Annotated in this window: 24 protein-coding genes and 3 pseudogenes; 6 read left to right on the top strand and 21 right to left on the bottom strand. The window is 49.6% G+C overall.

Annotated elements, in window-relative coordinates; translation table 11 throughout:
- Positions 1-105: 105 nt before the first annotated feature.
- The 3 genes and pseudogenes from JVX88_RS41135 to JVX88_RS26855 all read right to left on the bottom strand — a co-directional run.
- Positions 106-801, bottom strand: a pseudogene (locus JVX88_RS41135) (M1 family metallopeptidase); the annotation flags it as partial.
- Between the two features lie 12 nt (positions 802-813).
- A pseudogene (locus tag JVX88_RS44435) lies at positions 814-1035 on the bottom strand (hypothetical protein); the annotation flags it as partial.
- Positions 1036-2433: 1398 nt separating this feature from the next.
- A complete protein-coding gene (locus JVX88_RS26855) occupies positions 2434-3087 on the bottom strand; it encodes an AAA-like domain-containing protein (RefSeq protein ID WP_211621651.1) in 654 nt (217 codons plus the stop codon).
- Positions 3088-3531: 444 nt separating this feature from the next.
- Here JVX88_RS26855 and JVX88_RS26860 point away from each other — a divergent pair, with 444 nt between their 5' ends.
- Positions 3532-3750 carry a DUF4278 domain-containing protein gene (locus tag JVX88_RS26860; RefSeq protein ID WP_211621652.1) on the top strand — a complete coding sequence of 73 codons (219 nt, stop codon included), beginning with the start codon at positions 3532-3534 and terminating at the stop codon, positions 3748-3750.
- Between the two features lie 358 nt (positions 3751-4108).
- Here the strand turns inward: JVX88_RS26860 and JVX88_RS26865 are convergent, their stop codons facing one another.
- The 3 genes from JVX88_RS26865 to JVX88_RS26875 form a co-directional block, all read right to left on the bottom strand.
- Complete coding sequence (locus JVX88_RS26865; protein ID WP_211621653.1) at positions 4109-4357, bottom strand: glycosyltransferase family 2 protein; 249 nt, start codon at positions 4355-4357, stop codon at positions 4109-4111.
- 96 nt (positions 4358-4453) lie between these two features.
- Positions 4454-4993 carry a dTDP-4-dehydrorhamnose 3,5-epimerase gene (gene rfbC / locus JVX88_RS26870; protein ID WP_211621654.1) on the bottom strand — a complete coding sequence of 180 codons (540 nt, stop codon included), beginning with the start codon at positions 4991-4993 and terminating at the stop codon, positions 4454-4456.
- Entirely contained in the window at positions 4993-5856 is an 864-nt protein-coding gene (locus tag JVX88_RS26875; protein ID WP_211621655.1) for an SDR family oxidoreductase, read from the bottom strand. The genes rfbC and JVX88_RS26875 overlap by 1 nt, the downstream gene beginning before the upstream one ends.
- Positions 5857-7227: 1371 nt before the next feature.
- Here JVX88_RS26875 and JVX88_RS26880 point away from each other — a divergent pair.
- Positions 7228-7527, top strand: coding sequence for a hypothetical protein (locus JVX88_RS26880; RefSeq protein WP_211621656.1), 300 nt, complete (start codon positions 7228-7230; stop codon positions 7525-7527).
- Here the strand turns inward: JVX88_RS26880 and JVX88_RS26885 are convergent.
- The gene (locus JVX88_RS26885) at positions 7481-8182 is read right to left on the bottom strand and encodes a circadian clock KaiB family protein (protein ID WP_211621657.1); all 702 of its coding nucleotides are present in this window, start codon (positions 8180-8182) and stop codon (positions 7481-7483) included. The genes JVX88_RS26880 and JVX88_RS26885 overlap by 47 nt on opposite strands.
- A 421-nt stretch (positions 8183-8603) precedes the next feature.
- On the opposite strand from JVX88_RS26885, the gene JVX88_RS26890 reads away from it, so the two are divergent.
- Complete coding sequence (locus tag JVX88_RS26890; RefSeq protein WP_211628882.1) at positions 8604-9215, top strand: glycosyltransferase family 4 protein; 612 nt, start codon at positions 8604-8606, stop codon at positions 9213-9215.
- Between the two features lie 3 nt (positions 9216-9218).
- On the opposite strand, the pseudogene JVX88_RS26895 reads toward JVX88_RS26890, so the two are convergent.
- A pseudogene (locus JVX88_RS26895) lies at positions 9219-9614 on the bottom strand (response regulator); the annotation flags it as partial.
- A 154-nt stretch (positions 9615-9768) separates the two neighbouring features.
- Here JVX88_RS26895 and JVX88_RS26900 point away from each other — a divergent pair.
- Positions 9769-10506: a M15 family metallopeptidase gene (locus JVX88_RS26900; protein ID WP_211621658.1), complete on the top strand. Its 738-nt coding sequence runs from the start codon at positions 9769-9771 to the stop codon at positions 10504-10506.
- Positions 10507-10517: 11 nt separating this feature from the next.
- Here JVX88_RS26900 and JVX88_RS26905 read toward each other — a convergent pair whose 3' ends face one another.
- The 5 genes from JVX88_RS26905 to JVX88_RS26925 form a co-directional block, all read right to left on the bottom strand.
- Entirely contained in the window at positions 10518-10841 is a 324-nt protein-coding gene (locus JVX88_RS26905; RefSeq protein ID WP_211621659.1) for a hypothetical protein, read from the bottom strand.
- Positions 10838-12544 carry an amylo-alpha-1,6-glucosidase gene (locus JVX88_RS26910; RefSeq protein WP_211621660.1) on the bottom strand — a complete coding sequence of 569 codons (1707 nt, stop codon included), beginning with the start codon at positions 12542-12544 and terminating at the stop codon, positions 10838-10840. The genes JVX88_RS26905 and JVX88_RS26910 overlap by 4 nt, the downstream gene beginning before the upstream one ends.
- A gap of 69 nt (positions 12545-12613) precedes the next feature.
- On the bottom strand, positions 12614-12829 hold the full coding sequence (locus JVX88_RS26915) for a hypothetical protein (protein ID WP_081914685.1): 216 nt from the start codon (positions 12827-12829) through the stop codon (positions 12614-12616).
- A gap of 121 nt (positions 12830-12950) precedes the next feature.
- Positions 12951-14042 (bottom strand): PEP-utilizing enzyme, encoded by a 1092-nt coding sequence (locus JVX88_RS26920; protein ID WP_211621661.1) that lies wholly within the window; start codon positions 14040-14042, stop codon positions 12951-12953.
- Between the two features lie 71 nt (positions 14043-14113).
- Positions 14114-14932, bottom strand: a complete 819-nt coding sequence (locus JVX88_RS26925) for a hypothetical protein (RefSeq protein WP_211621662.1) — start codon at positions 14930-14932, stop codon at positions 14114-14116.
- A gap of 175 nt (positions 14933-15107) precedes the next feature.
- On the opposite strand from JVX88_RS26925, the gene cobU reads away from it, so the two are divergent.
- Together cobU and JVX88_RS26935 are read left to right on the top strand one after the other, a co-directional pair.
- Positions 15108-15701, top strand: a complete 594-nt coding sequence (gene cobU / locus JVX88_RS26930; RefSeq protein WP_211621663.1) for a bifunctional adenosylcobinamide kinase/adenosylcobinamide-phosphate guanylyltransferase — start codon at positions 15108-15110, stop codon at positions 15699-15701.
- 123 nt (positions 15702-15824) lie between these two features.
- Positions 15825-16670 carry an MOSC domain-containing protein gene (locus tag JVX88_RS26935; protein WP_211621664.1) on the top strand — a complete coding sequence of 282 codons (846 nt, stop codon included), beginning with the start codon at positions 15825-15827 and terminating at the stop codon, positions 16668-16670.
- Here JVX88_RS26935 and JVX88_RS26940 read toward each other — a convergent pair.
- The 8 genes from JVX88_RS26940 to JVX88_RS26975 all read right to left on the bottom strand — a co-directional run bounded on the left by JVX88_RS26940 (position 16651) and on the right by JVX88_RS26975 (position 21542).
- On the bottom strand, positions 16651-17148 hold the full coding sequence (locus tag JVX88_RS26940) for a carboxypeptidase regulatory-like domain-containing protein (protein WP_211621665.1): 498 nt from the start codon (positions 17146-17148) through the stop codon (positions 16651-16653). The two genes, JVX88_RS26935 and JVX88_RS26940, sit on opposite strands and share 20 nt — an antisense overlap.
- A gap of 60 nt (positions 17149-17208) precedes the next feature.
- On the bottom strand, positions 17209-18084 hold the full coding sequence (locus JVX88_RS39155; protein WP_225931188.1) for a hypothetical protein: 876 nt from the start codon (positions 18082-18084) through the stop codon (positions 17209-17211).
- Positions 18085-18505: 421 nt separating this feature from the next.
- Positions 18506-19111, bottom strand: a complete 606-nt coding sequence (locus JVX88_RS26950) for an alpha/beta fold hydrolase (RefSeq protein WP_211621666.1) — start codon at positions 19109-19111, stop codon at positions 18506-18508.
- Positions 19112-19247: 136 nt separating this feature from the next.
- Positions 19248-19775 carry a DinB family protein gene (locus tag JVX88_RS26955; protein ID WP_263975263.1) on the bottom strand — a complete coding sequence of 176 codons (528 nt, stop codon included), beginning with the start codon at positions 19773-19775 and terminating at the stop codon, positions 19248-19250.
- 56 nt (positions 19776-19831) lie between these two features.
- Entirely contained in the window at positions 19832-20362 is a 531-nt protein-coding gene (locus JVX88_RS26960) for a GNAT family N-acetyltransferase (protein ID WP_211621668.1), read from the bottom strand.
- Positions 20363-20575: 213 nt separating this feature from the next.
- A complete protein-coding gene (locus tag JVX88_RS26965; protein ID WP_211621669.1) occupies positions 20576-20716 on the bottom strand; it encodes a hypothetical protein in 141 nt (46 codons plus the stop codon).
- Positions 20717-20850: 134 nt separating this feature from the next.
- Complete coding sequence (locus tag JVX88_RS26970; RefSeq protein ID WP_211621670.1) at positions 20851-21243, bottom strand: hypothetical protein; 393 nt, start codon at positions 21241-21243, stop codon at positions 20851-20853.
- Between the two features lie 92 nt (positions 21244-21335).
- Entirely contained in the window at positions 21336-21542 is a 207-nt protein-coding gene (locus tag JVX88_RS26975) for a hypothetical protein (RefSeq protein WP_211621671.1), read from the bottom strand.
- Positions 21543-21720: the final 178 nt, after the last annotated feature.

Genomic DNA, 21720 nt, shown 5'->3' on the forward strand with positions numbered 1-21720 from the left:
CGCTCTGCTTTTTCAACACTCAAGCAGACATCCGGTCTTCTCAAAGGGGAAAGTCCCGCGGCAAAGGTCGCGGGATTTTTCTTTGTTTTTTCGTTTTTACAATTTTTATTTTGCTTTGATGTCGATAAGCGGGATCTTCTGATCCGGATCGAACGTAACGCTAGCGGGCTTTTGTTCGACCGGAATGCGAATGGACTGTTTTCGCTGAGTTATGTCTAATGTCGCCACCTTAAATGCGGTGGCTTTTGGGTCTGGCGAGCCATTGGCTTCAGAGCCCGCCGGTGGCGTTGTGTTGAACGCAACTTCCAAAGGCAAGCGAAAAGCTGCCGGCACTGATCGGCCGCTTTGAGTTTGTGTGACCTCGAACACCATCTCTTTTTTCGCATCGTCGTAGCGCTGTTTGATAGTCAGCCGCGGATATGAAATACCGTAAACCCATTGATCAAAGAACCATCCTAGTTTCTGACCGGAAACTTCTTCCATTGCTCGGATCAGGTCCGGGGTTTCTACATTGCCGAGTCTGTGCCGAGTCAGGTACAGGTTTATCGCTTTCCAGAAATTTGCATCGCCAACCTGTTCCCTGAGCATGTGCACGACTACACCGCCTTTGCTGTAGGTGATGGCAGGCCGCTCGAAAAGTTTATTGACGTTTCCGGCCGTTTGATTGAATAGACCGAACGGGAGGCCCTTCGCGGCTTCATCAGCCATTGCTTCGTTAGCATTAACGCCGATCTTTCGTAGATAATCAGCCCGGCCATAAAGCTGTTCGCGGACGGCCGCTTCCATAAATGTTGCAAAGCTTTCGTTAAGCCAATTGCCGCGATAGGTCTGATCGGGATAGCCTACGATACAGCCATAGCGTTCTACCAAGGATTGCAATGCCTGGTAAGCCCAGTCAGTTGGCTGCACATCGGATAACTGGTCTACTGATGTGACCTGGCCGATACTGGAGGAGATTGATAAACTATTATCCCCAGCTCCTGTAGTTTGTGTAGCAGTCCCTGTAGCAGTCCCTGTAGCAGTCCCTGTGACAATTTCTGTAGTAACACTAGCTGTTGATTGCGCTAATTGTACGGATTCTCCTAGTTGCGCTACCGGCAGCCTGGTTTCTGTAGGGACAGGTTCAGGCAAGGGAGATTCTGACAGAGATTCCCCCAATGAAGCTGATAGGAAATCCGCGTGTTGCGAGGCAGCTACCGGGCTAACTGATTTACTAGACGCTTTAGCAGAGGACTTTAGATCTACGGGAGTAGGCGCGTCTAAAATAGCGTTAGCCGGAGCAAGGGCTGCTGGAGAATTTGCCGCATCCAACTCAATTGTTGCAGCGAAACAGGGTAGTCCACCGATTAAGGCAAGCGAAGCACTCAGTAAGCATGAGTACTGTAACTTTGGAACTATCTTCATTTTTTGATTTAGCGATTTGATGTAATTAGTGATTTAGCAGAAACGCATGAGTTGGAAGCCAATGAGGATTAGAATTAAGTGGATTAAAGCAATGATCCAGCATTAGAGCGCCTGCTCTCACTTAGCTAATACTTACTCATACCTGACTCATATCTGTACATTAATTTGTTCATCAAACTGTTGATAAAAAATTAGTACAGCGCCAATAAGATATCAACCTAAACGCTCTAACTTAACTCAAAATACTATTGAGCATTGTGACACTCAACCGTTCACAAGTGGTCTGTGCACGATCCACGAGCGGCTGCAATTGAGGCAAGATTGGCAATTAGTTGATGAACCAAGAACCTATAGAAAAACTTGTCTGATCAAGTGGCACGGTCCACCCAATCAAACCGCCTAGAATAGGCTCAGAATCCTCGCTTAGGTTCTCAGGTATGTAAAAGTTGATAAGAATCAGAGAGCAGACGTAACGCTTTTTCTTTGCGTCTAATGCAACTTATACTGCAATCTATACTGACCCTATATTGAATTTTTTTATTATTTCTCTATCTCAAGAGTGAATTAAATCTAAAGAAATCTTGCTAAATATGCTACAACCGGGCCAGAAACAAGTCATATTTCTTAACTTTTAGTCTATGTCTATTGATAGAAGTAATTGGAAAATTAATCATCGTAACTTATAGATTGTAGGGGCTTGTATCCATAGATATAAAACAGTAACGATGAAAAATTGTTAACACTTACAAACAATTTTTCTAAGTTTCGTATATTGTGTTTGATCTTGTCAAGTTCGAATCAAGTTCAAATCTCAATTTCTCTACCACTAAGTAGGTGAGCATAATTAAACATAAAACCCAAAACGCTGTGCCGCCCGCTGCGCAGGGTTTTGAATCTGGTTTTTAATTATGCCGAGGTACTTATCATAGATTTGATGTTTGGTAGAGCAGTAATATCTTTGATATAAACTCCATCTTGTGTTACACGACTGCATTTACCTGTTTGAAAAGTAGAGTAAATGCTAGCGGTTCATAGATTAACAAAATTGCCTTTGCTCCATTCTAGTTTCAGAATGGTGAAATTTCGCCCCAGCGTGACGTTAATGCAGAGCCAGCGCAACAACTGGTCTAAATCCTGGAACACTTCCTTGTGGGCCAGCTGAAAGCTTAGAGAGAGGGTGCGGTAGCCCAAGGTTTCCGCGTGCTGCAAAATTCTGGCAATCAGTGAGGTTTTGCCCATCTGCCGGGGTGCTCGAATTCGGACCAGCGCACCTGGTTGGGCAATCAATTTGTAACAGTTTGTTTCAATGGGTGGGCGCTCGATGTAGGAAATTGACCCTAGCGAGACTTGCCCTCCTGGCAGTTCTGGTTCTACAATCTGAGGCGAACTGGCTTCTTCCTCAGGCACCTGGGGTCGGGCGTAGTCTTCTGACTCCAAGGTGAGTTGAAACGCCCGGAAGCAGGATTTTAACGTTTCACGATCTACACCCAACTCGCACTTCAGCACTCTCACCAGCGTATCAACCGACAACCCTGTGCGCTCACTCAAGTTTTCCAATGTGTAGCGACTGCCCGCGTTTTCGGCAATTTCTGCCGACAGTTTAGCCGCTAGCAGCCTCTCTAACCCTTGAGATGTCAGGACAACACCACGTCGGCGTCTGTGGAGCGGTCGATTTACTTGCATTGGCCCATTGTCAGACTCAGAAACTCAGCCAGAGAACGAACCGAAAAACTCATCCAAACAGCGAACTCAACCAAGGCACCCAAGTTTAGCTTGACACCCTTTTGATCCACTTCAACTGTTGTTTAAGCCTAACTTCAGAAAAAATCCGAAGTTAAGGGAGGCTAATTCGGAGATAAGAGGACGTCTTCTGATTTTAGATTGATTTTGGACAAACTGGTCACTGATCCGATGATTTGATCAATAAGCTTGTAACGCCCAGTTAATATCCAGTTAATACCCGGTTAATGCCCAACCAGCACCCAACCAGCACCCAACCAGCAGCAAGTTTGGCCCTGTAGCCCTGCAATTTCTAAAGTTTGGACTTAACTCCCTAAACTGCGATTGTTCTAATCGGGCAGGTAAGGGAAACTACCAGTAGTTCTTTAGCCCCCCTACTAGATCAACATGAAACTCACTTATCGCGGTATCAGCTATTCTCCAGCTTCGACTGTTTTGCCTGAAATCACTGCTGTGACTGTAGGCACTTACCGGGGAACCACTTCGAAAATTCAGCACTACCGGATGCCGTTATCGTCTCGAAAGACGGTGAACTTAAGATATCGTGGTGCCTACTACCAGCCTGTGGCTCATGGTCCAGCCGAGCTAATTTCGGCTCTAGCGTAAGCAGCAGCTATCGGTAATCGGTAATTAGAGGCTTTCAGGGTTTACGCCAAGGAATTCCTCTCTAAGCCCCCCCGGTCGAGGAAGCCGAGTTCTCGTAGCTCTCTGGCACAACGCTTAAGAACCACCTAGTTAATTTTCGAGTTCTATTGAGAGGTTCAGTTCACTCAAACAGAACTAGCAAATTGCTCAGGCCATTCTTAGCTAGTGTTTTAGCTGCTCTGGAGAACTATGCGTAAGCTCTGATTTCCTAAAACTAGTTCTTAAACGGCAAATCGAAGTTATTTAGTTATTGAAGTTGCCAACCTATGAATCGGCTTTGTTGCACCTTAGTGATTGGAGTGACAAACCATGTCCTTAGTTAACCCTGATTGCGAGCTTGTTGTGCTCCTTTACGAAGATTTACCCCGCTGGATCGGGCTTCAACAATGCGCAACCCAGGCAGACGATCGCGATACTGCTCTACGATTGCCATCGAACCATCGGTTGAACCGTTGTTGACTACCACAACTTCCCAACCCTCTAGCCAATGTTGCTTGGTCAATGCCTCAAGTTGAACAGCAATTGTTTTGGCACCGTTAAAGCAAGGCAGCACAACACTTAGCTTCATTCTTAACCTCTGCAAATTTAACTTTAGGGCTTCGAGGCAGAGCACTTGATTGAGAGAGGAGGATTGGTCCTCTCCCAGCGAACCACACTGTTTTGCTTAAACCGGAACTGCTGCAAAGGGTGCCCAGGCTGCATCTTTATCAGAGATCACAGTTACCGGTATGGGCCACTCGATTCCAAAAGCCGGATCATCATACCGGATGCCCCGCTCGTAACCAGGCGTGTAGAATTCGCCCACCTGATACACCACCTCAGCTCCATCGGTTAGAGCCTGGTAGCCATGTGCAAACATTTCTGGAACATAGAGCGCTCGCCGATTATCGGCAGTGAGTTCAACTCCGATATGCTGCATGTAGGTAGGGGAATCGGGGCGCAAATCGATGATCACATCATAAATTGCACCTTTAGTGCAGCGCACTAGCTTGGTTTCAGCCGCGGGTGGAACTTGATAGTGCATTCCCCGCAATGTTCCTGCTTTGTAATTGAAGGAAAGATTGCACTGAGCCACCGTCGGCTTTAAGCCATGCTGCTCAAATTCCTTCATGCAGAAGGTGCGAGCAAAGGCTCCCCGATCATCGGCTCTCAATTCCAGATCAATAATGAATGCGCCTTTCAGTTTCGTTTCAGTAAAAATCATTACTTGCTCCAGAAGAAATCTTTGTCAATTTGTTGTGTGCGAATCAGGTACTCCAATTGTTTGAGACGGGTAAAGCCACGGGACTCAAAGTCTTCTTTGGTCATGTCAATTTGCTTAAACACGTTGTACAACTGTTGTGCACCGCGACGAGCATCCCATTCACACTTAAATCCAGGCAGTTGAGTGTTGATCTTCTCAAAGGAAACGCGGTAGCTGCGGTTGTCTGCGCCTTGGCTGCCAAAGCTCAATGCACAGCCAGGGAACGTCTCAGCGACAATCTCAGCAACTTCCTTGACGCGATAGTTGTTGGCTGTGTCTCCTACGTTGAAGATTTGATTGTGGACCACATCTCGAGGAGCCTCCAGCACACAGATCAAAGCTTTGGCAATATCTAAAGCGTGCACTAGCGGACGCCAAGGCGTACCATCGCTCGTCATTTTGATCTCTTTAGTGGTCCAAGCCAGCCCTGCGAGATTGTTCAGCACGATGTCAAAGCGCATCCGAGGGGAAGCCCCAAAAGCCGTAGCGTTGCGCATGAACGTAGGAGAGAAATCATCATCGGCCATCGGCTTTACATCTCGCTCCACCAGTGCCTTACACTCAGCATAGGCAGTTTGGGGATTGATCGGCGATTCTTCGGTTACGTCTCCTTCGGTGGCCACGCCGTAGACACTGCAAGAGGACATGTATACGAACCGCCGCACTCCTGCCTGCTTCGCAAGTTCGGCCAAACGCACAGAGCCTTTGTGATTGATTTCGTAGGTGATGTGAGGCGCTAACTGCCCGGTCGGATCGTTGGAGAGTTCTGCCATGTGAACCACGGCGTCCATACCTTGCAAATCGTCACCTCTATGCTCTAGCATAAGCCACTGATTGGCTGAGAAAACTCTGGATGCTGGTGGCTAGAAGTCACGTCTACACGGGCAAAACTCGCCCGGCGGGTTCCTCCTCCTACCAGAGTCGGCGCAGGTTGACTTGATATGTGTAGCAGCAGTTACTCTGTAAGAAGCCGCTATGCCTAACGGCAGGCTATCGCCACCGCATTTAGACCGCCACAAGCAAACGATTTGTCAGTCAAACAAGGCTTCATACAAACAAGGCTTCATCCAAACCGGACTTTAGAAAAGCTGCAATCAGGGCAGGTTTTGCCAGATCTCGCAGGCTAGCCTAAATTGGGTTAACCTGCCCTAACAAAAATTTGGTCTGTCATCTTTCTATTGCATTGAGATGGAATTGGGCAACTTGAACCTATGAGACATTACTAAAACTCGACCGCCATTTTCCAATTTTGCTCGTTTGATGGATGTATAACTAAAATATTTAGTCGCAAGGTGATGTAGAACACGTGGCTAGGTGTTTTACAACTAGTAAAATTGACTCAACCTAATTTTTAGTTTCTCTTATTTCCTTTCCAAGACCTCAGCCGATTCATCTCCCGTTCTTAATAGTTATAGCCGTCGCCACGACAGTTAGGGCAGAGATTATTGTTGTGGGCGCGAAGTGTGCCCACAACAATGTCCTATCTCTTCTGGCAAACACTATAAATTAATATCCTTATTCCTTGGTCTTCTACTTTTAGAGAGATGTTAGCCCAAATCAGCTCTGATAGGTTTGAGGTAACTTAGAACCAACCTGCGTTTGATTGTTATCTATGCAACTCAGATAGGGCGGTAATGCCTACTCTAGGAGAGATACCGGCAGGTTCTAAATGGGGTTGCTTTAAAGGTTTCACCAGCCCAATCCATCATTAGGTTTAGCAATGTTGGGAATTCAATCGATCAGGCAGTTGCACAATTCTGGTTTGCAAATCAATCAAGGTTGCAACCTTAAATGGAAACTTGGCGACAAACAATCGCCGCTAACTCATCCTGCGAGTTTAATGTATCAGGTGGCTACAGACGACAGTGAACGGTAGCTACACCCAAAAGTAAACCGTTTAGCAAATCAGGTTTGCTTTTAGCTCAGGCAGCTCACTTTCTTGGCTGCTCAAAACTTTGATGGCCAAATTTATAAATTTGGCTGAATACACTGCTGGCAAATTACCGGTCAAAGCAGGCGAACGACCATTTCGGTATCGCAGTTCTGGCAGGCTGATGGGGAGAAGGCTACATGGCTGCCCTGTCTGGCTTGGCAAATGCGAATGTTCAATCAGTTCGATCATTTGCTGACCTGATACAAAAATTGGGTTTCAGTTTATTTGACCCATTTAACCCTACGCTCTAGGAAACATATCCATGACCATTGCTCACACTCAACTGTCTGCTACAGACAAAGCTTTTCGCGTTGAAGGTTATGAGAAAATTGACTACAGTCTGCTTTGCGTGGATGGCGTATTTGATTTGCACAATCCCCAGCTAGCAGAAAGCTATCGGTCCTTTGGGCGCTGTTTGGCAGTTATAGATGCAAATGTTGAACGGCTTTACGGCAGTTTACTCCGTAATTATTTCAAGTATTACGAGCTTGATCTGACGGTTTTTCCGATTACCATCACCGAACCGAACAAATCGATTGATACTTCTGCAAAATGTCTGTAATCAGCCGATCCAGCGACCGGGCTTGGGTGCGGGCTTGCTGGACCATTTGGCCTAACAGTTCTGGCGTCAGGCGGGGATGTTTTACCTCGCGGCAAAGTCCCATTTCTAGCGTTTCTAGGGCAATCGATAGGGTCGTGAGCGGGTTGCGCAAGTCGTGGGCCAGAATCGCAATAATTTGATCCTTAAACTGCAACTGGGCCTGTAGCTCTTCTTTTTCTCGTCTGAGCTGAAAAATTTCATCAGACAGCTTCAGCAGTTCAGCGGAATGGGCAATTGACTGAATTTGAACTTTATCGCCATTAGAACGGTCAACCGTTGCCAGATTGGTCAAGTAATCTTCAATGGAACGCTGCCACCGCGACCACCAGTTTTCCAACTGGGCCACCAGGTTCGCCCCGGCCAAAACCTGCCGAGGAGCCGGGTGGATCTTGATCAGGGAAGGCGTTGCCACCAGCTTGAAATTTTCGGCCAAATGGGGCTGCTCGCTCACATCCACCACCTGTAACTCGTAGGGATAGGTCGAGTCTGCGGCTAACTCTTTTAAGCGATGGCGGATCTGCCGGATGCGTTCATTGGAGATGGGGCGCTTATCTACAAACAGCACGAGCTGAAGCGATGCGTCGGAATTTGCAGAGGGTTGCAGCGATGCCTCCATGAGAGCCTACTTAATCTTTAAGAACTGTGCTATGAAATCGAATATGGAAAAATGATTATGATAGGTCGATACACCTGTGATTCATGGGCTTGAACTTCTGGTTAGGATGGAACTGGAGAGGTTGAGCTAGATATCTGATGCCTGGTGCAATGCGCTTCATCAGATCTTCTCAACTCTTCACTGATTTAGGTCTAGATCGGGGTTTGTGAGCTGACTGCTAATTAGATCGTGTTTCTTAATTATTTTGACAGATTTATCAGGGATTATTGTGGTCTAGAAATTTCAGAGCGTCAAGGTGGCTGAACCAAGGAGGTGAAGAGCAGTAATTCGAATGTAGTTTAAATGCAAAGGAAGCTTGCCTTAAAACGGCTGAGGCTGTGTTAAATTATTAAGATTTTATTAACTCTAAGGGTTCGTGGGCATGAAGATTCTGGTACTGGCTTGGGAGTTTCCACCTCGGATTGTGGGCGGAATTTCTCGCCATGTGGCAGAGCTTTACCCTGAGCTGGTCAGGTTGGGCCATGAAGTTCATTTGCTGACCGTTGAGTTTGGTCATGCACCCCGCTACGAGGTGGTAGACGGCATTCGGGTGCATCGCGTCTCAGTGAGCGAAAGTCACGACTTTTTCCACTGGGTGGCCAATATGAACGACAGCATGGGCAAACATGGTGGCAAATTGCTGCAAGAAGACGGACCGTTTCACCTGATTCATGCCCATGACTGGTTGGTCGCAGATGCGGCGATTGCCCTCAAGCACCTGTTTAAGATCCCCCTGATTGCCACGATTCACGCAACGGAATTCGGTCGGCACAACGGTCTCCATACCGAAACCCATCGCTATATCAACAGCAAAGAAGCCGCGCTGGTCACCGAAGCTTGGCGGGTGATCGTCTGCACTCAATACATGCGTCAGGAGATGGGCTGGGCCTTTCACTGCCCTGCTGATAAGGTAGATGTGATCTATAACGGCATCTGTCAGGAGAAAAAGCAGCCGCGACGTCTCATAGGTTTCAGCCGCCCGCTGCACCACTAGCTTCAGTTCATTCGGGTCCCAGGGTTTGGTGATGTATTTGTAGACCTGTCCGGAATTGATCGCCTCGACCAGATCTTCCACGTCGGTAAAGCCAGTTAGGATGATCCGCATTGTGTCGGGATATTGGGGCACCGTTTTGCTTAGGAATTCGGTTCCTTTCATCTCAGGCATGCGTTGGTCGGAAATGATCACAGCGACTTCTCCTTCCGCTGCTAAAATTTCCAGGGCCACGATGCCGCTCTCCGCTCGTAGAACATTGAAATCGCGGCGAAAGGTGCGGTATAGCAGATCCAGGTTGTCGGGTTCGTCATCTACAACCAGCATCTTGGGTTTTTTGGGTCGTTCTAAGCTCATAAATTGGCGGCTAATCCTATCAAATTCTGTATTGGCGTCACTCATGGAACCACTCTCCTTCAGCAAATCTAGATTCGGTGCAGACCTGCTTGCGTCTCAACCATGTTTTACCGGCACAATGCTATTCAGCCCTTGATCTTCCTTTTTAGTCTTGACAGTTTTGCTCTAGTTCTAACGTTGCTGCTGAAAAACCGACTGTATGAAACCCTATCAATCTGTGCCAATTTGGGACTGCAATGAACCATTGGTTGAGATTCCCAGCGATTGGTTTGCGCTAGAGTTACCCCATCCCTATGTCAAATTGGGTGCTCCTTATGGAGACAAGTCTCCCTACTTCCTGCGGCAAGGGGTCTTAGAGCGGCTGTTCATGGCTCAAGCCTGGTTACAGCAGCAGCGTCCGCAGTGGCGAATTCAAATTTTTGATGCCTACCGTCCGATTGCTGTTCAGCAATTTATGGTCGATTATACGTTTCAGCAGACCCTAGCTGAAGAGAGTCTAGCAGCCGGATCGCTCAGCGAGGCCCAGCGGCAGGCGATTTGGCAGAAGGTATATCAGTTTTGGGCAGTTCCCAGCCGCGATCCCCTCACGCCTCCTCCCCACAGCACTGGGGCTGCCATTGATGTGACGCTGGTGAACCAGCATGGGCAAGTTGTGGATATGGGATCGCCGATTGATGAGATGTCGCCCCGCTCGTACCCAGACTATTACCAACCCAATCATCAATTGTCCACGGCGGTTGATCCAGCTCTAACTCAAATCGACCGAGTCCGCTTTCACCAAAACCGACTGCTGTTGAGGCAGGCTATGATGGCCGGTGGATTTCTGCAACATCCTCAGGAATGGTGGCACTTTTCCTATGGTGATCAGCTTTGGGCCTGGCTCGCCAGCCAGACTAGCGATTCAGCTCAGCCTATTGCCTATTACGGAGCGATCTAGCGGATAAGAACTCAGGGGGATGGAGATGGGGCCGCAGGGCTGACCGAAGGGCTGAGCGTCTCGGCGGCTGGAGAAGGTTGGGCTTCACAGTAGGCGTTGACTTCATTTACCAAGGGGCCTTCTTGAGCGGTTGCGGTTTGCAGCGCGGTGAATGCTTGCTGGGCTGCTTGGGCATCTTTGGCTTCGGCAGCGGTCACTAGATCACGGGTCGCATTGGTGGTGGCAGTATACATGTCAATGAAGCGGGTTTGGAAGCCCTTAAGCTGCTCATCGGTCAACTGTAACCCTTCCATTTCGGCTTTAGCAGTATTCGCCACATCAGCAATTTTGTTCATCGACTCGATGCTGGGCTACAAGCATCGACCACTCCCCGCTGTTGTACTGCCGTGAGCGGACTGTTGGGCAACGACACGGCAAAAATTTGGTTAGGTCGCAGAGAAGCATCGTCTCCATCTAGGGTGTCAAGCACGTCATAGCAATAGCCCAAGTCAGCATTCCAAAACCGAACAAAGCGGGCCAGCGTGCGGTCAGCAATCGCTTCGTACTCTTGATGGGGCTTGCCCAACAGACGCGCAAATTTGGCCATCGTGCGCAGAGCGTTATACCAGAGGGCATTGACTTCGATAGGCTTGCCAGTGCGTGGCGTTACTACCCAGTCGCCTACTTTGGCATCCATCCAGGTGAGCTGAAGACCGGGACCGCCCGCATAGAGCAGACCATCGGCTGGGTCGAGGTGAATGTTGTAACGGGTGCCGCGACAGTGCCAGTCGATAATCTCAGCCAGAATCGGAAACAGTTCCGCCAGCAGGTCATCATCTTGCGTGGCTTTGTAATATTGCTGGATGGCCTCAAAATACCAGAGTGTGGCGTCAACGGTGTTGTACTCCGGTTCTTCGCCAGCATCGGGAAAGCGATTCGGCAGCATACCCTGACTGACATATTGGGCAAAGGTGCGCAAAATCAGGCGAGCAATTTCCGAGCGTCCGGTGGTTAAGGTTAAACCAGGCAGACTGATCATCGTGTCGCGTCCCCAGTCGCTAAACCAGGGATAGCCGGCCAGGATGGTTTTACCGTTCAGCCCTGTGGCTTCTAACTCACCTTCTGACTCACTTGCCGCTCCACTCACCGATGCGGGCACCGTGCGGTCTACAATGAACTGATCCGCTGCCAACACTAACTGATGCAGCCAACCCGGTGGCTCTTTGGCTCCAATCGGACGGCTAGTGCGCCACAAATTCAGCAATTTTTGCTCGCGGCTCTGATGCTGCTTCAGGGCTTGGGTGCCGTTGAGTTCTGGCTCAGGTGCGGTGCTGGCAACAATGGTGAGCGATTCGCCCGGATTCAGCGTCAGGTGAAAGGTAGCGGCATGCAGGTGGTCTTCGCGGTCGCTTAACCCCCGGTAGCGTTCGATGGCCAAATCAAAGTTGTAGTACCAATCATGCAGGGTTAAAACTTCCGCTTGGCTACTGAGCAGATACAGCGGCACGGCTTCCGCAAATGCTGTGACCTGCACTCCCTGACTGACGCGCTCGACGGCCATCTGCCAACCCCAACTGCGAATGCAGCCATGATGATCGCGGTAGTTGACCAGGGATTTGACAAACAGCGCCATTGGCTGGCTGGCTCGCAGCAACTCGTACTGCACATAGGTGGTATTGGCTCCCGGTCGCATCCAGATTCGTTTTTGCAGCAGCGCATCGGCACAGGCATACCGCCAAGTGGGGACAGTTCCTTCCAGGGCAAAATGCTCGATATAGCGATAACCCTGGGGGTTCACGCTGCCGTCGGCCCAGCGATCCGTACTGAGGCTATAAACCTGCTGGTCATAGTGGACAATTTCTTCTAGCTTGGTCAGCATCAGGGTCCGCCCCAGAGGAGGCTGGAGGGCCGCGACCAGCAGTCCGTGATACCGCCGGGTTAAAACGCCCGCTACAGTACCGCAAGCATAGCCACCCATTCCATTTGTCACCAGCCATTCTCGCGATGCCGCAATGTCGAGATTGCCGCAAATTTCCCGTCCAAGGTTGATATTAAGCATAGCTAATTAAGTTTGATTTTATACCCTTGTGGGTTGATCTCATCTAGCGAATTCGCTGGCTAATCCGGGTTAATCTAGACTGATTACCCTGGACTGGCGCGAGACGAACTTTTCAAAATCTGCTTGGGTTTGGTGCAGAAGCTGCTGCCGACTGTCGGATGTATTGGTCAGAGCAGGCACTAAGTTACGAGCTTGTAACGCCATGTGAAGTTGGAGGTGAGCGACGTACTCGCTTAGATCTTCACGTTCGGAAGCATGAGAGATCACATTAAAATTGCTAACCAAGGTTTCTTCCCTCTCAGGAACGCTGCATAGTTAACACAACGCTATTGAACGTAACATATTCCGGGGGACTTAATTTTTAGCTCGTAATGAAGTGTAACTTTCGGTAGAAAAAATCTTTACTTTAGGTAGGCGACTCCTCGCTCAGCAGCTTGATAGTTCCAGTTTCTCCATCGATGCGGATTGGCTGGCCGTCTTGCAGAATTTGGGTGGCGTTGGCCACATTCATCACGGCTGGGATGCCATACTCGCGGGCCACAATCGCGCCGTGAGAGAGCTGACCACCAACTTCGGCAATTAAACCACCAGCCCTAGCCAGCAGCGCCGCCCAGCCAGAATCGGTATAGGGAACAACCAAAATTGTGTTGCGGTCAATAGCAGCACCATTTTGACTGTCTTGGAAGGATTGCAGCACCCTCACTTGTCCTGCTACCTGACCGGGGCTGGCTGCAATTCCCTGGAGTTGTTTGGCGTTGGCGATTGGGGCTGGATCGAACAGAATTGGTGGGGTATGGCCGTAGACGAGCAGGGGTGGGGTGAGCTGCCGGTCGTGCTCTAGCTGAGAGCGACGTTGGGCAATCTGGTGAGACAGGTTAGGGATTGAGCTGGAGTTGGCAACGAGCTGCTGAATTTCGTCGAATTCCAGAAAAAACAGATCGCCCGCCTGGTTCAGCAAGCCAGACCGCAGCCAATACTGCTCCAGGGCGACGAAACTCCAGCGCAATTCGGCCAGCAGGTGACTGTAACAAGCGGTGACTTGACCTTTTAAGTTCAGCCGCTGTTGGGCTTGGCGCAGTTTCCAGTTGCTCCCATTCTGCTTCGGAGCTATCGCAGCCGCTGGAGAATCGGGGGGATGCTGCACAAACTGAAGCCACAAGTCCTGAACCGGACCGGGATCTTCTCGCCAGGTGGGGACGGCAATATCGGTCCCCACTTCGCTGAGGTAGCCATACTGATCCAGCCATTGCTCGAACTGGCGCAGCACGGCTTGGCCTTCTGGGGTTGCCGCTAACTGAGCCGATAGCTCAGACCAGGTCTGACGGGATTGATCTGAATTGTTGGGTAGGAGATTGAGCGCAGCCAAACTCGATCGGCAATCTACCGCAAGAGCTTGCAGTGAGCGAATGGCAGCAACTTCGGGCATCTGACTGTTGTCGAGTTGGGTTTGCTGAACCCGAAAAATAGCCTGCCGCAGGGCCGCGCTCAGAGGAGCCATGATGCTGTAGTAGGTGGCACGTTTCAGCAGAGCCAGAATTTGATCGATTCGACTCAGCAGAGCATCAGGCGCTAGGGTTGCGACGGGATGAGACTGGAGGGCCGCAAAGCCGGGAGCAAAAAGTTGCTTTGTATCTCGCTCAAACTCCTGCGGCCGTGGCGCAGGGTGGCCATGCCAGGAGCTGGCGTTACGGGAGGTAGATCATAAGCGTGGGACTCTAGCCAGCCTTCGACAATCGGCCCTTCCAGATAAAGGGCTTGAATTTCCAAAATAGTTTGCTCCAGATCAAGCTGCCATTGCATCACCACAGTTTCGACTTCTTTGATCAAACCCAGGGCCAAATTAGGGTTTACCGCATGGCGATGACTGCTGAAACTCGGTGGCTTAGATTTGGGTAGCGTCGGTGCATCAGGACAGTTCTGCTCGGCAGGAAAGGGCTGGACGGTTTCGGCAACGGGGGGAGGTACCGCAACTTTCTTAGCTTTAGCACCCGCCTTGTTGCCATGACCTGATTTGCTGCCACCACCACCCGATTTACTGCCACCTGACTTGCTGCTACTTGATCTACTACCACTGGGTGCTGATTTAGGTTGGGCTGGCGGCACCGCAACAGCATTTTCACCTCGTGATTCTACTGGCCATGGTTCTACTGGCCGTGGTTCTACTGGCCGTTGAGGTTCTTGAGGAAAGGGAAACGGCTGAATCGCAGTTTTGGCCTTCTTGCCGGAATGGGTAGAGTGGAGGGAATTTGCATCAGAGACAAGAAAAGACCTGGAGCGATCGACTAGCTCACATTGTTCTAACTGATCCGATTCTAGGTGGCCCTGGGGGGCAACTTGGGCATTCAACTGACCTAATGTTGCTTCAATTCGTTTTAGTCCGGGTTTCATAGCAGTCTCATTTCCCTAGCAAGCTTAGCGAGTCTATAACACGACAAGTGAAAAGATCGGGTAGAACCTGATGTGATGCACCCAGATGCGGGTATTCTATCTGGTTCCCCCTGGCTTGGCGTTGTTAGATTATGACTTTTCATGACGAACTTGGATCCGATCAATGCTGGAAAAAATGACTAATAATGATGCCAACCCCACTCAGTCGGCGCTGATTTTGGTGACAGGCGCAGCTCGCTCTGGGAAAAGTGCATGGGCCGAATACATTGCTGCTCAATCGGGCAAAGCCGTTGTTTACATTGCAACCGCCCAGTTGGATCCGAACGACCCAGAATGGCAAGCTCGGATTGCTCGGCATCAGCAGCGCCGTCCTGCCGATTGGCAAACTCTGCATGTCCCCTTCAGATTGGCCGCCACTCTGCGTCAAGCTGCAGTCTCTGAGTGCCTGCTAATTGACTCGCTCGGTACTTGGTTAGCGAATTGGCTGGAGCAAGACGAATCGACTTGGGAACAGACCGCACAAGAGCTACTAAACAGTCTGTCTCAAACGGCGGCACAAGTCATCTTCGTGGCTGAAGAAACGGGTTGGGGTGTGGTGCCTGCCTATCCGATTGGCCGCACTTTCCGCGATCGCTTGGGCAAGTTGACTCGACAGATCGGGGCGTTAGCAAATCCGGTTTACCTGGTTGCAGGTGGACATGTGCTTAACCTCAGCCAGTTGGGAACACCGCTGCCGCAGTCAGACAAAAGTGGGACCAAGCTGGATTAACCTCAGCCGCAAACCCGAATCCAGCAGACATGAACTTTTATTCACCTTTCCTTACTAACCTTAAGATTTGCTCAAGATTTTAAACCTGGGGATGGAGGCAGAACTCGGTAGCATGAAGATAACTTGAGTAATAACTTCGCGCCCAAAACGAATTTCTTTACAATTTATATCTATCCGATCAAGTCCTGTCGCGGTTTTGCGGTCAATTCAGCCGAATTAGATAACTGGGGATTCCGGTTTGACCGCAACTGGATGCTGGTCACGCCAAACGGACAGTTTATCACTCAGCGAGATGTGCCTCAGATGGCGCTGATCGAAACAGCAATTGAGGCAGAAGCTCTGCACCTGAAGGCACCCGGTCAATCAGGGCTGGAATTACCACTTTCACCGGTTGCCGGGACTATGATGGAGGTTGAGGTTTGGAGAGATCGCTGTCTGGCCATCGATCAAGGTGATGTGGTGGCAACCTGGTTCAGTCAGTTTTTGGGCATCGAGTGCCGATTGGTGCGGTTAGGGGAGGCATACAACCGTCCAGTCAAGCGGATAACCACGGCTCAGGTCAGTTTCGCCGATGGTTATCCCCTGCTGTTGATCTCAGAAGCCTCGCTGGCCGATCTGAATCAGCGGTTGCCAGAGCCAATTCCGATGAATCGCTTTCGGCCCAATTTAGTCGTTTCGGGCTGCGACGCCTATGCAGAAGATACTTGGCAGCAGATTCGCATCGGGCCGGTGACGTTTGATCTAGTGAAGCCTTGCGAACGTTGTGTGATTACCACCACCGATCAGGCGACTGGCCGACGCGAGAGCAAAGAGCCGTTGAAGACCTTGGCAACCTATCGGCGCAACAAGGGCGGCGTGATTTTTGGGCAGAACGTGACCCACCGCCAGCAGGGGGAAGTGCAGATAGGCAGGAGAGTAGAGGTATTAGCAATCGCCCCAACTTCAAGCATTAGCGTCTCCAGCGTCTGAAGCCAGCCACACCCAAACCACTGAGCAGCACACCAGCCACCACCATCTGTTTAACAAACGGGTTAGCAGCTACGTGAGGTGCATCGTAGGGCGATTGGCTAATTGCATCCAGATCTACGCCCTGCTCGCTTACGGGCACAGACAAAATATCGCCGTGGTCGCCTGTGCCAATCTTGACGGACCATGCACCTGCTAGCCTGCGGTCGGGCTGGAACAGGAAGGTGCCGTTTTGATCAGTTTTGCCCTGAAGCCAGGGTTGGGTCGAATCGTTGGGGGCATAGATTACTACTTCAGCACCTTCAAAAACTTCGCCGGTGGAAAAGCTGGACTGGATTTCTAGCGCATCCTCTACGAGCCGATAATCGGTCAAAACGCTGTGGGCGAAGGCGGGCAGCGGACCAAGGGTTAGACTCAAGGTTAGGCTGAAACTGACTAGCAGCACCAGTAATCCGTTTACCGTCTTTTTCATTCTGAGCATGAACATTCCTCCAGTTCATTAAGCTGATTTTACCGAGTCTATGGTTGTTCAGATTGGCTTTTAGGCAGATTCGGCTCGTGTTGCTATTGCGGCTAATTCTTGCCAACTGCTGATTTGAATCAAGCCACCGCGTTTATAGGTGACGACAGGCTGCAACAGTTTGAACAGCCGCACACATTCTTCGTAGGTGATGCCAACGCTGCGAGCAATCTGATAGTAGGAAAGCTTCACGTTTAGCTGCTCCACCTGATTCAAGGGAGTAGTGCCAAACTGCGTAGCGTAGTAGCGAATCAAGCGAATTAGCCGCACTAAGGCTCGTTCAGACACCAGATCATGCACCGTATTGTGCAATTGCTGCAATCGCTGATTGTAAATCTCCAGAATTCGCCCGCCTAACCCACTAATTTGATCGCGGCCTCCTAAACCGTCAATCACATCATTGCCGCCGCTGCCCCTCAGCCGGTCGTTTCCTGGAGTACCCAAAATCGTGCCAGTCGGGCTAGGGGATGGACTCGGAGAGGGACTGGGAGAAGGGCTAGGAGTGGGAACTTGGCTAGGATTATCCGCAAATTGAATCGTGGTAGAACGGGCACTCGGATCAACGGTGTAACCAGAACCGGGCTGAAGCGTATAGGTGACGGTTTGCAGTCCTTCTGCTTGATTATCTTGAAAAATGGGAACGCGAATCGTGGCAACCCGTTCTTTGATTGTGAAGTCAAACCCAGAAAAGTCTAAATCGCCTACCGGCGTATCACCACCGGCAACGTTGATGGCAAACAGATCGAGCTGAGTCAGGGATTGGGGTACATTGCCCTTGACGGTCACTCTAACGCCGCCAGCAGACGGTGCCTGATCAAGCTCAAACCGAAAGGTAAGTACCGTGCCCTGAGATTCGATCAGGGTCGTAGGAGCGGCAGAAAATTTAACAGTGGTCATAATTTCAGATCAACTAAAACAAATGAGCAAAGCATTCGTAAATACAAGTCGATGGTTGCTAGCTGCCAAGCTGAGGTTCAGCTAAAAGTGGCAACGAAGCAGACCCAATCGGAAGTGACGCTCATTTTTTGCAACTACTCAGGCGATCGAAAATGAATTTGTTTGGATCACTAGCCTTGGGTTTGTTCGCACAGCGTCTACATAGCACAATCCCCCTAAGCCCCAGCGGGGATGTGCCTTCGGCGTAGAAGAAGGGGGACTTCAAACTACGGTTGGCTTAGTCCTCCTTATTGTAAGGGTACGCGCACCGTTACCTACTTTGAACCAACTTCCAACCTCTGCCAAAGTGGACCGCTTGTCAAGCCAAGTACAAAAATTTTACGAATGGATTTTTACGGTGAATTCAGTCTCAGCATCAGCCCTATAAGACCATTGCAGCAGTTAAATTCGGATCATTTGGATTAACCGTGCCGGTGACGGGAGCACAGGTATGCTGCCAGAAATCGAGCATTTGTTCGGCCAACAAGGAGGCTTGAAAAAAGTGAAAAAAGTGTCCACCTTCTGGGCACGACCACAGCCGATCGCCATGCTTCAGCAATGATTGCCAGCTCTGTAACGCCTGAGTGTCTACAACAATGTCATCCTGGCTACCACAAATCAATAGCGGCACAGTCACTCTACAGGGCAGCAAATGTACCTGACGAAACAATGAATGCAGAGAAAGAGAGCTAGTTAAATCTTGTTCTAATAGCTGAATCAAACAGTCGAGATGATGCTGAGCTTGATAGCCGAATAGGTTATAAACCATTGCTAGCAAAAGCTTGTCATGGCTCACCTGACGTCGATGCTTGTAGTAGTGAAACTGCCAGTCCACAGCAATATCAACTCCAACCGCCAATAAGGTTAGAGACTTGATCCGCTCAGGGTATTGGCGCGTGTAGAGCAGCCCTAACAATCCACTGGTGCTATGCCCAATCAAATGAACAGGCTGAGAAAAAGCGCTCAGATCTTGATGCAGCAAAAGCATTGCCTTCTCTAAAGAGCACTCTTCATCGAGCTGTTGCTGATACTGCCACGGTATTATCTTAGCTTGCTGGCCTAACTGCTGAAGTAGAGGCTGAAAACGTCTGTCCGTAGAGGCATTTCGCGAAACGTCTGTTAAATTAGGGCGTTTCGTCGGATGTGGTACAAGATGATTGGATCAGAGTGGGCAGCCAGGGTAAGTCCGTTATGCCTGGATCGTATCCCAACTGACTCAGCAGTGTCGTGAGCTGGCCGCGATGGTGAGTCTGATGATTGAACATATGCGTTACTAAAAGCCAGTGGGGCAAGGTGCGGCTTTTGCTGTCCACACCGCTGGTGTAGGTCAAGGATTGATTCAGCCATTCGGGAGAGAGCTGCTGCGCCCAGTCCAGAATTTGCCGATCGGTGATTTGGCGCTGTTGATGCAGTTCAGCAAAATCGCTGTAAAGTTCTTCCCCAAGCCGAGCCGAAAACGGAGTTCGAGTCAATCGTCCCATCCAGATCCGATCGCCAAACAGCAGGTGATTCAAGGTGCCATGAATCGATTTGAAGAACGCTCCTCGGTCCTGCTTCCGCACATCATCGGGAATATCAGCACAGATGGCATATAGTTTTTCGTTCATCCATTGGTTATACTCTGCCATTGTTTGGTAATAAGTGCGTTCCATCACGAGTGCCTCAGAATCTTTCTCGAAATAATATCAAATTTGAATCACCGCAGTTGTTATCTCACAATTTGATTAGCTAATTTTGCCTGTACTGCACCAATTGAACAATTGATTGGTAGATTCAATTGAAAATACAGTATGCTTCCCTGTTGGTCAACGATTTCAGCTCCCATGTTTTGATAGAACCGCAAGCCCCGCTGATTATCTTCATGAGCGTTCCAAGCCATATGGCTACAGCGGTGAGACTGCCCTAACTGAACTAAATGCTGAAACAGTCGAGTGCCAATTCCCTGTCCCCGCTTAGATGTATCGATATATAAATCATCCAGCCACAGGCTGGGACGACCTTGAAACGAAGAATAGCGAAAGTAGTAGAGTGCAAACCCAACCGGCTGCCGATCCACTTCTGCAAATACAGCCCTGGCAAATGGAGCAGCATTAAACAACGTTTCTCGCAACGCCTGCTGACTCGTTTGCAGTTGACCTGAAAATGCGCCCAAGCTTCTATCAAATTCAGCTTTCTTTTGAATAAACGCGAACAATAGCGGCACATCAGCCAACTCAACTGAACGGATGGTGAGGTTCATAGTGAGCAATATTTTTGGTAATCAAAGCGGTGAAGGAGTGGATAAGATGTAGAGTAATGATCTGTGTAAGCTGTCCTGGCTAGTCAGCGAGAAGTGTAAATCCTGGGAAGGGAGAGTTAACCACGGTGCAGAGTTGGTGAAATCATCTGTGAATCACCGTGGCAGGTAATTGGATAGAATCTCAGAGAAATACTCATTTGGCAATCTCAAGTTCTACCAATTGCGCGAGGTTTCATAGAAGCGTCGGTCGAGCCAGATGCGCGTTTCCTCTTCTGAACCGAAGGTTTTGGAATTGCCAGTCACCGGATCGTACACCTGATAGTATTCATTGCCATTTGGCTCGCGCTTCTGCACAATTTTCGGCTCGGTTTTGGGCATCAGCAGTTGGAATAAACCATCCCAGAACCGAGTCCAAATTGAACCAGAAGAAGTGGTGGAAGAGCGGCACGACGAACGAAATGGAACAATATTAGACTGAAGATTGGAGTCTAGATTTGATTGAGAATTGGCTGTGGCATTTCCATGGGCTGCATGGGCTGCATGGGTGGCATCGAGGCCAGTTCTGGCATCTCGACTTGTTGCATTACTAATGGTTGAGACGGCTCAACTGTGCCTGCGTTCACCCAATGAATGCGATTGCCCTGGATTTGGATGAATCGATCGCCGTCTGCCAAGGGAATTTTGATCACAATCCCGCTCGCCGTTTGAAACGCTTGGGGAGATCCAGTCCAACGCCCGGTCTGGAAACCAGTACTCGCCTGCTGCTGCTGTCCTGGACTGCTAGAAGCAAGGGTAATCACGGTTTGGCTACCCTGATTATCTAAATAAACTCGTTGACTACCGCCGAGATCACATCCATAGGCCATGAGAAGCACCTGCACTCTACTCTTCCATTGTGAAAGGTGGGCGGAATTACTCCAGGGTTCTTAATGATTCTTTCTGAAACTGTCTTAATAAGGCCCGCTGGCTCAACTCACGCAATCGCTTGTTCGAGATTACGCCATAATTGGGCCATCTCTTGCCAGATATCATTAAAACTAATACCAAAGAGAAACTGCAACACGAGGAGAACTAGTCCGAGGGTAATCAGCGTGCCGAGTGCTGCCCTCACCACCCGTACCAGCAGTGAGAAAATCAACCCGGCCACGATTACCGTAGCAACAATCAACACTAGGTCCATAGCTTCTTCCGTAGAGTTACAGCAAAGCAATATAAAGCAATATTCAGTATATCGAGACTCGAATCCGCAGCGAAAGACAATCTGAATACAGTTTCATGGATCGCGTCGAGCGATTATCACAGGAGCCATCAACAGCTGATCGACAACACTCTGGAGTAAGCCGCGCCTACACAGGCCA

Source organism: Leptolyngbya sp. 7M, assembly GCF_018128485.1.

Bases quoted from the DNA above. Each gene is read 5' to 3' on its own strand.
- JVX88_RS26855 (WP_211621651.1), bottom strand. From the start codon at position 3,087: ATGCAAGTAAATCGACCGCTCCACAGACGCCGACGTGGTGTTGTCCTG.
- JVX88_RS26860 (WP_211621652.1), top strand. From the start codon at position 3,532: ATGAAACTCACTTATCGCGGTATCAGCTATTCTCCAGCTTCGACTGTT.
- JVX88_RS26865 (WP_211621653.1), bottom strand. From the start codon at position 4,357: ATGAAGCTAAGTGTTGTGCTGCCTTGCTTTAACGGTGCCAAAACAATT.
- rfbC (WP_211621654.1), bottom strand. From the start codon at position 4,993: ATGATTTTTACTGAAACGAAACTGAAAGGCGCATTCATTATTGATCTG.
- JVX88_RS26875 (WP_211621655.1), bottom strand. From the start codon at position 5,856: ATGCTAGAGCATAGAGGTGACGATTTGCAAGGTATGGACGCCGTGGTT.
- JVX88_RS26880 (WP_211621656.1), top strand. From the start codon at position 7,228: ATGACCATTGCTCACACTCAACTGTCTGCTACAGACAAAGCTTTTCGC.
- JVX88_RS26885 (WP_211621657.1), bottom strand. From the start codon at position 8,182: ATGGAGGCATCGCTGCAACCCTCTGCAAATTCCGACGCATCGCTTCAG.
- JVX88_RS26890 (WP_211628882.1), top strand. From the start codon at position 8,604: ATGAAGATTCTGGTACTGGCTTGGGAGTTTCCACCTCGGATTGTGGGC.
- JVX88_RS26900 (WP_211621658.1), top strand. From the start codon at position 9,769: ATGAAACCCTATCAATCTGTGCCAATTTGGGACTGCAATGAACCATTG.
- JVX88_RS26905 (WP_211621659.1), bottom strand. From the start codon at position 10,841: ATGAACAAAATTGCTGATGTGGCGAATACTGCTAAAGCCGAAATGGAA.
- JVX88_RS26910 (WP_211621660.1), bottom strand. From the start codon at position 12,544: ATGCTTAATATCAACCTTGGACGGGAAATTTGCGGCAATCTCGACATT.
- JVX88_RS26920 (WP_211621661.1), bottom strand. From the start codon at position 14,042: ATGGCTCCTCTGAGCGCGGCCCTGCGGCAGGCTATTTTTCGGGTTCAG.
- JVX88_RS26925 (WP_211621662.1), bottom strand. From the start codon at position 14,932: ATGAAACCCGGACTAAAACGAATTGAAGCAACATTAGGTCAGTTGAAT.
- cobU (WP_211621663.1), top strand. From the start codon at position 15,108: ATGACTAATAATGATGCCAACCCCACTCAGTCGGCGCTGATTTTGGTG.
- JVX88_RS26940 (WP_211621665.1), bottom strand. From the start codon at position 17,148: ATGCTCAGAATGAAAAAGACGGTAAACGGATTACTGGTGCTGCTAGTC.
- JVX88_RS39155 (WP_225931188.1), bottom strand. From the start codon at position 18,084: ATGACCACTGTTAAATTTTCTGCCGCTCCTACGACCCTGATCGAATCT.
- JVX88_RS26950 (WP_211621666.1), bottom strand. From the start codon at position 19,111: ATGCTTTTGCTGCATCAAGATCTGAGCGCTTTTTCTCAGCCTGTTCAT.
- JVX88_RS26955 (WP_263975263.1), bottom strand. From the start codon at position 19,775: ATGGAACGCACTTATTACCAAACAATGGCAGAGTATAACCAATGGATG.
- JVX88_RS26960 (WP_211621668.1), bottom strand. From the start codon at position 20,362: ATGAACCTCACCATCCGTTCAGTTGAGTTGGCTGATGTGCCGCTATTG.
- JVX88_RS26975 (WP_211621671.1), bottom strand. From the start codon at position 21,542: ATGGACCTAGTGTTGATTGTTGCTACGGTAATCGTGGCCGGGTTGATT.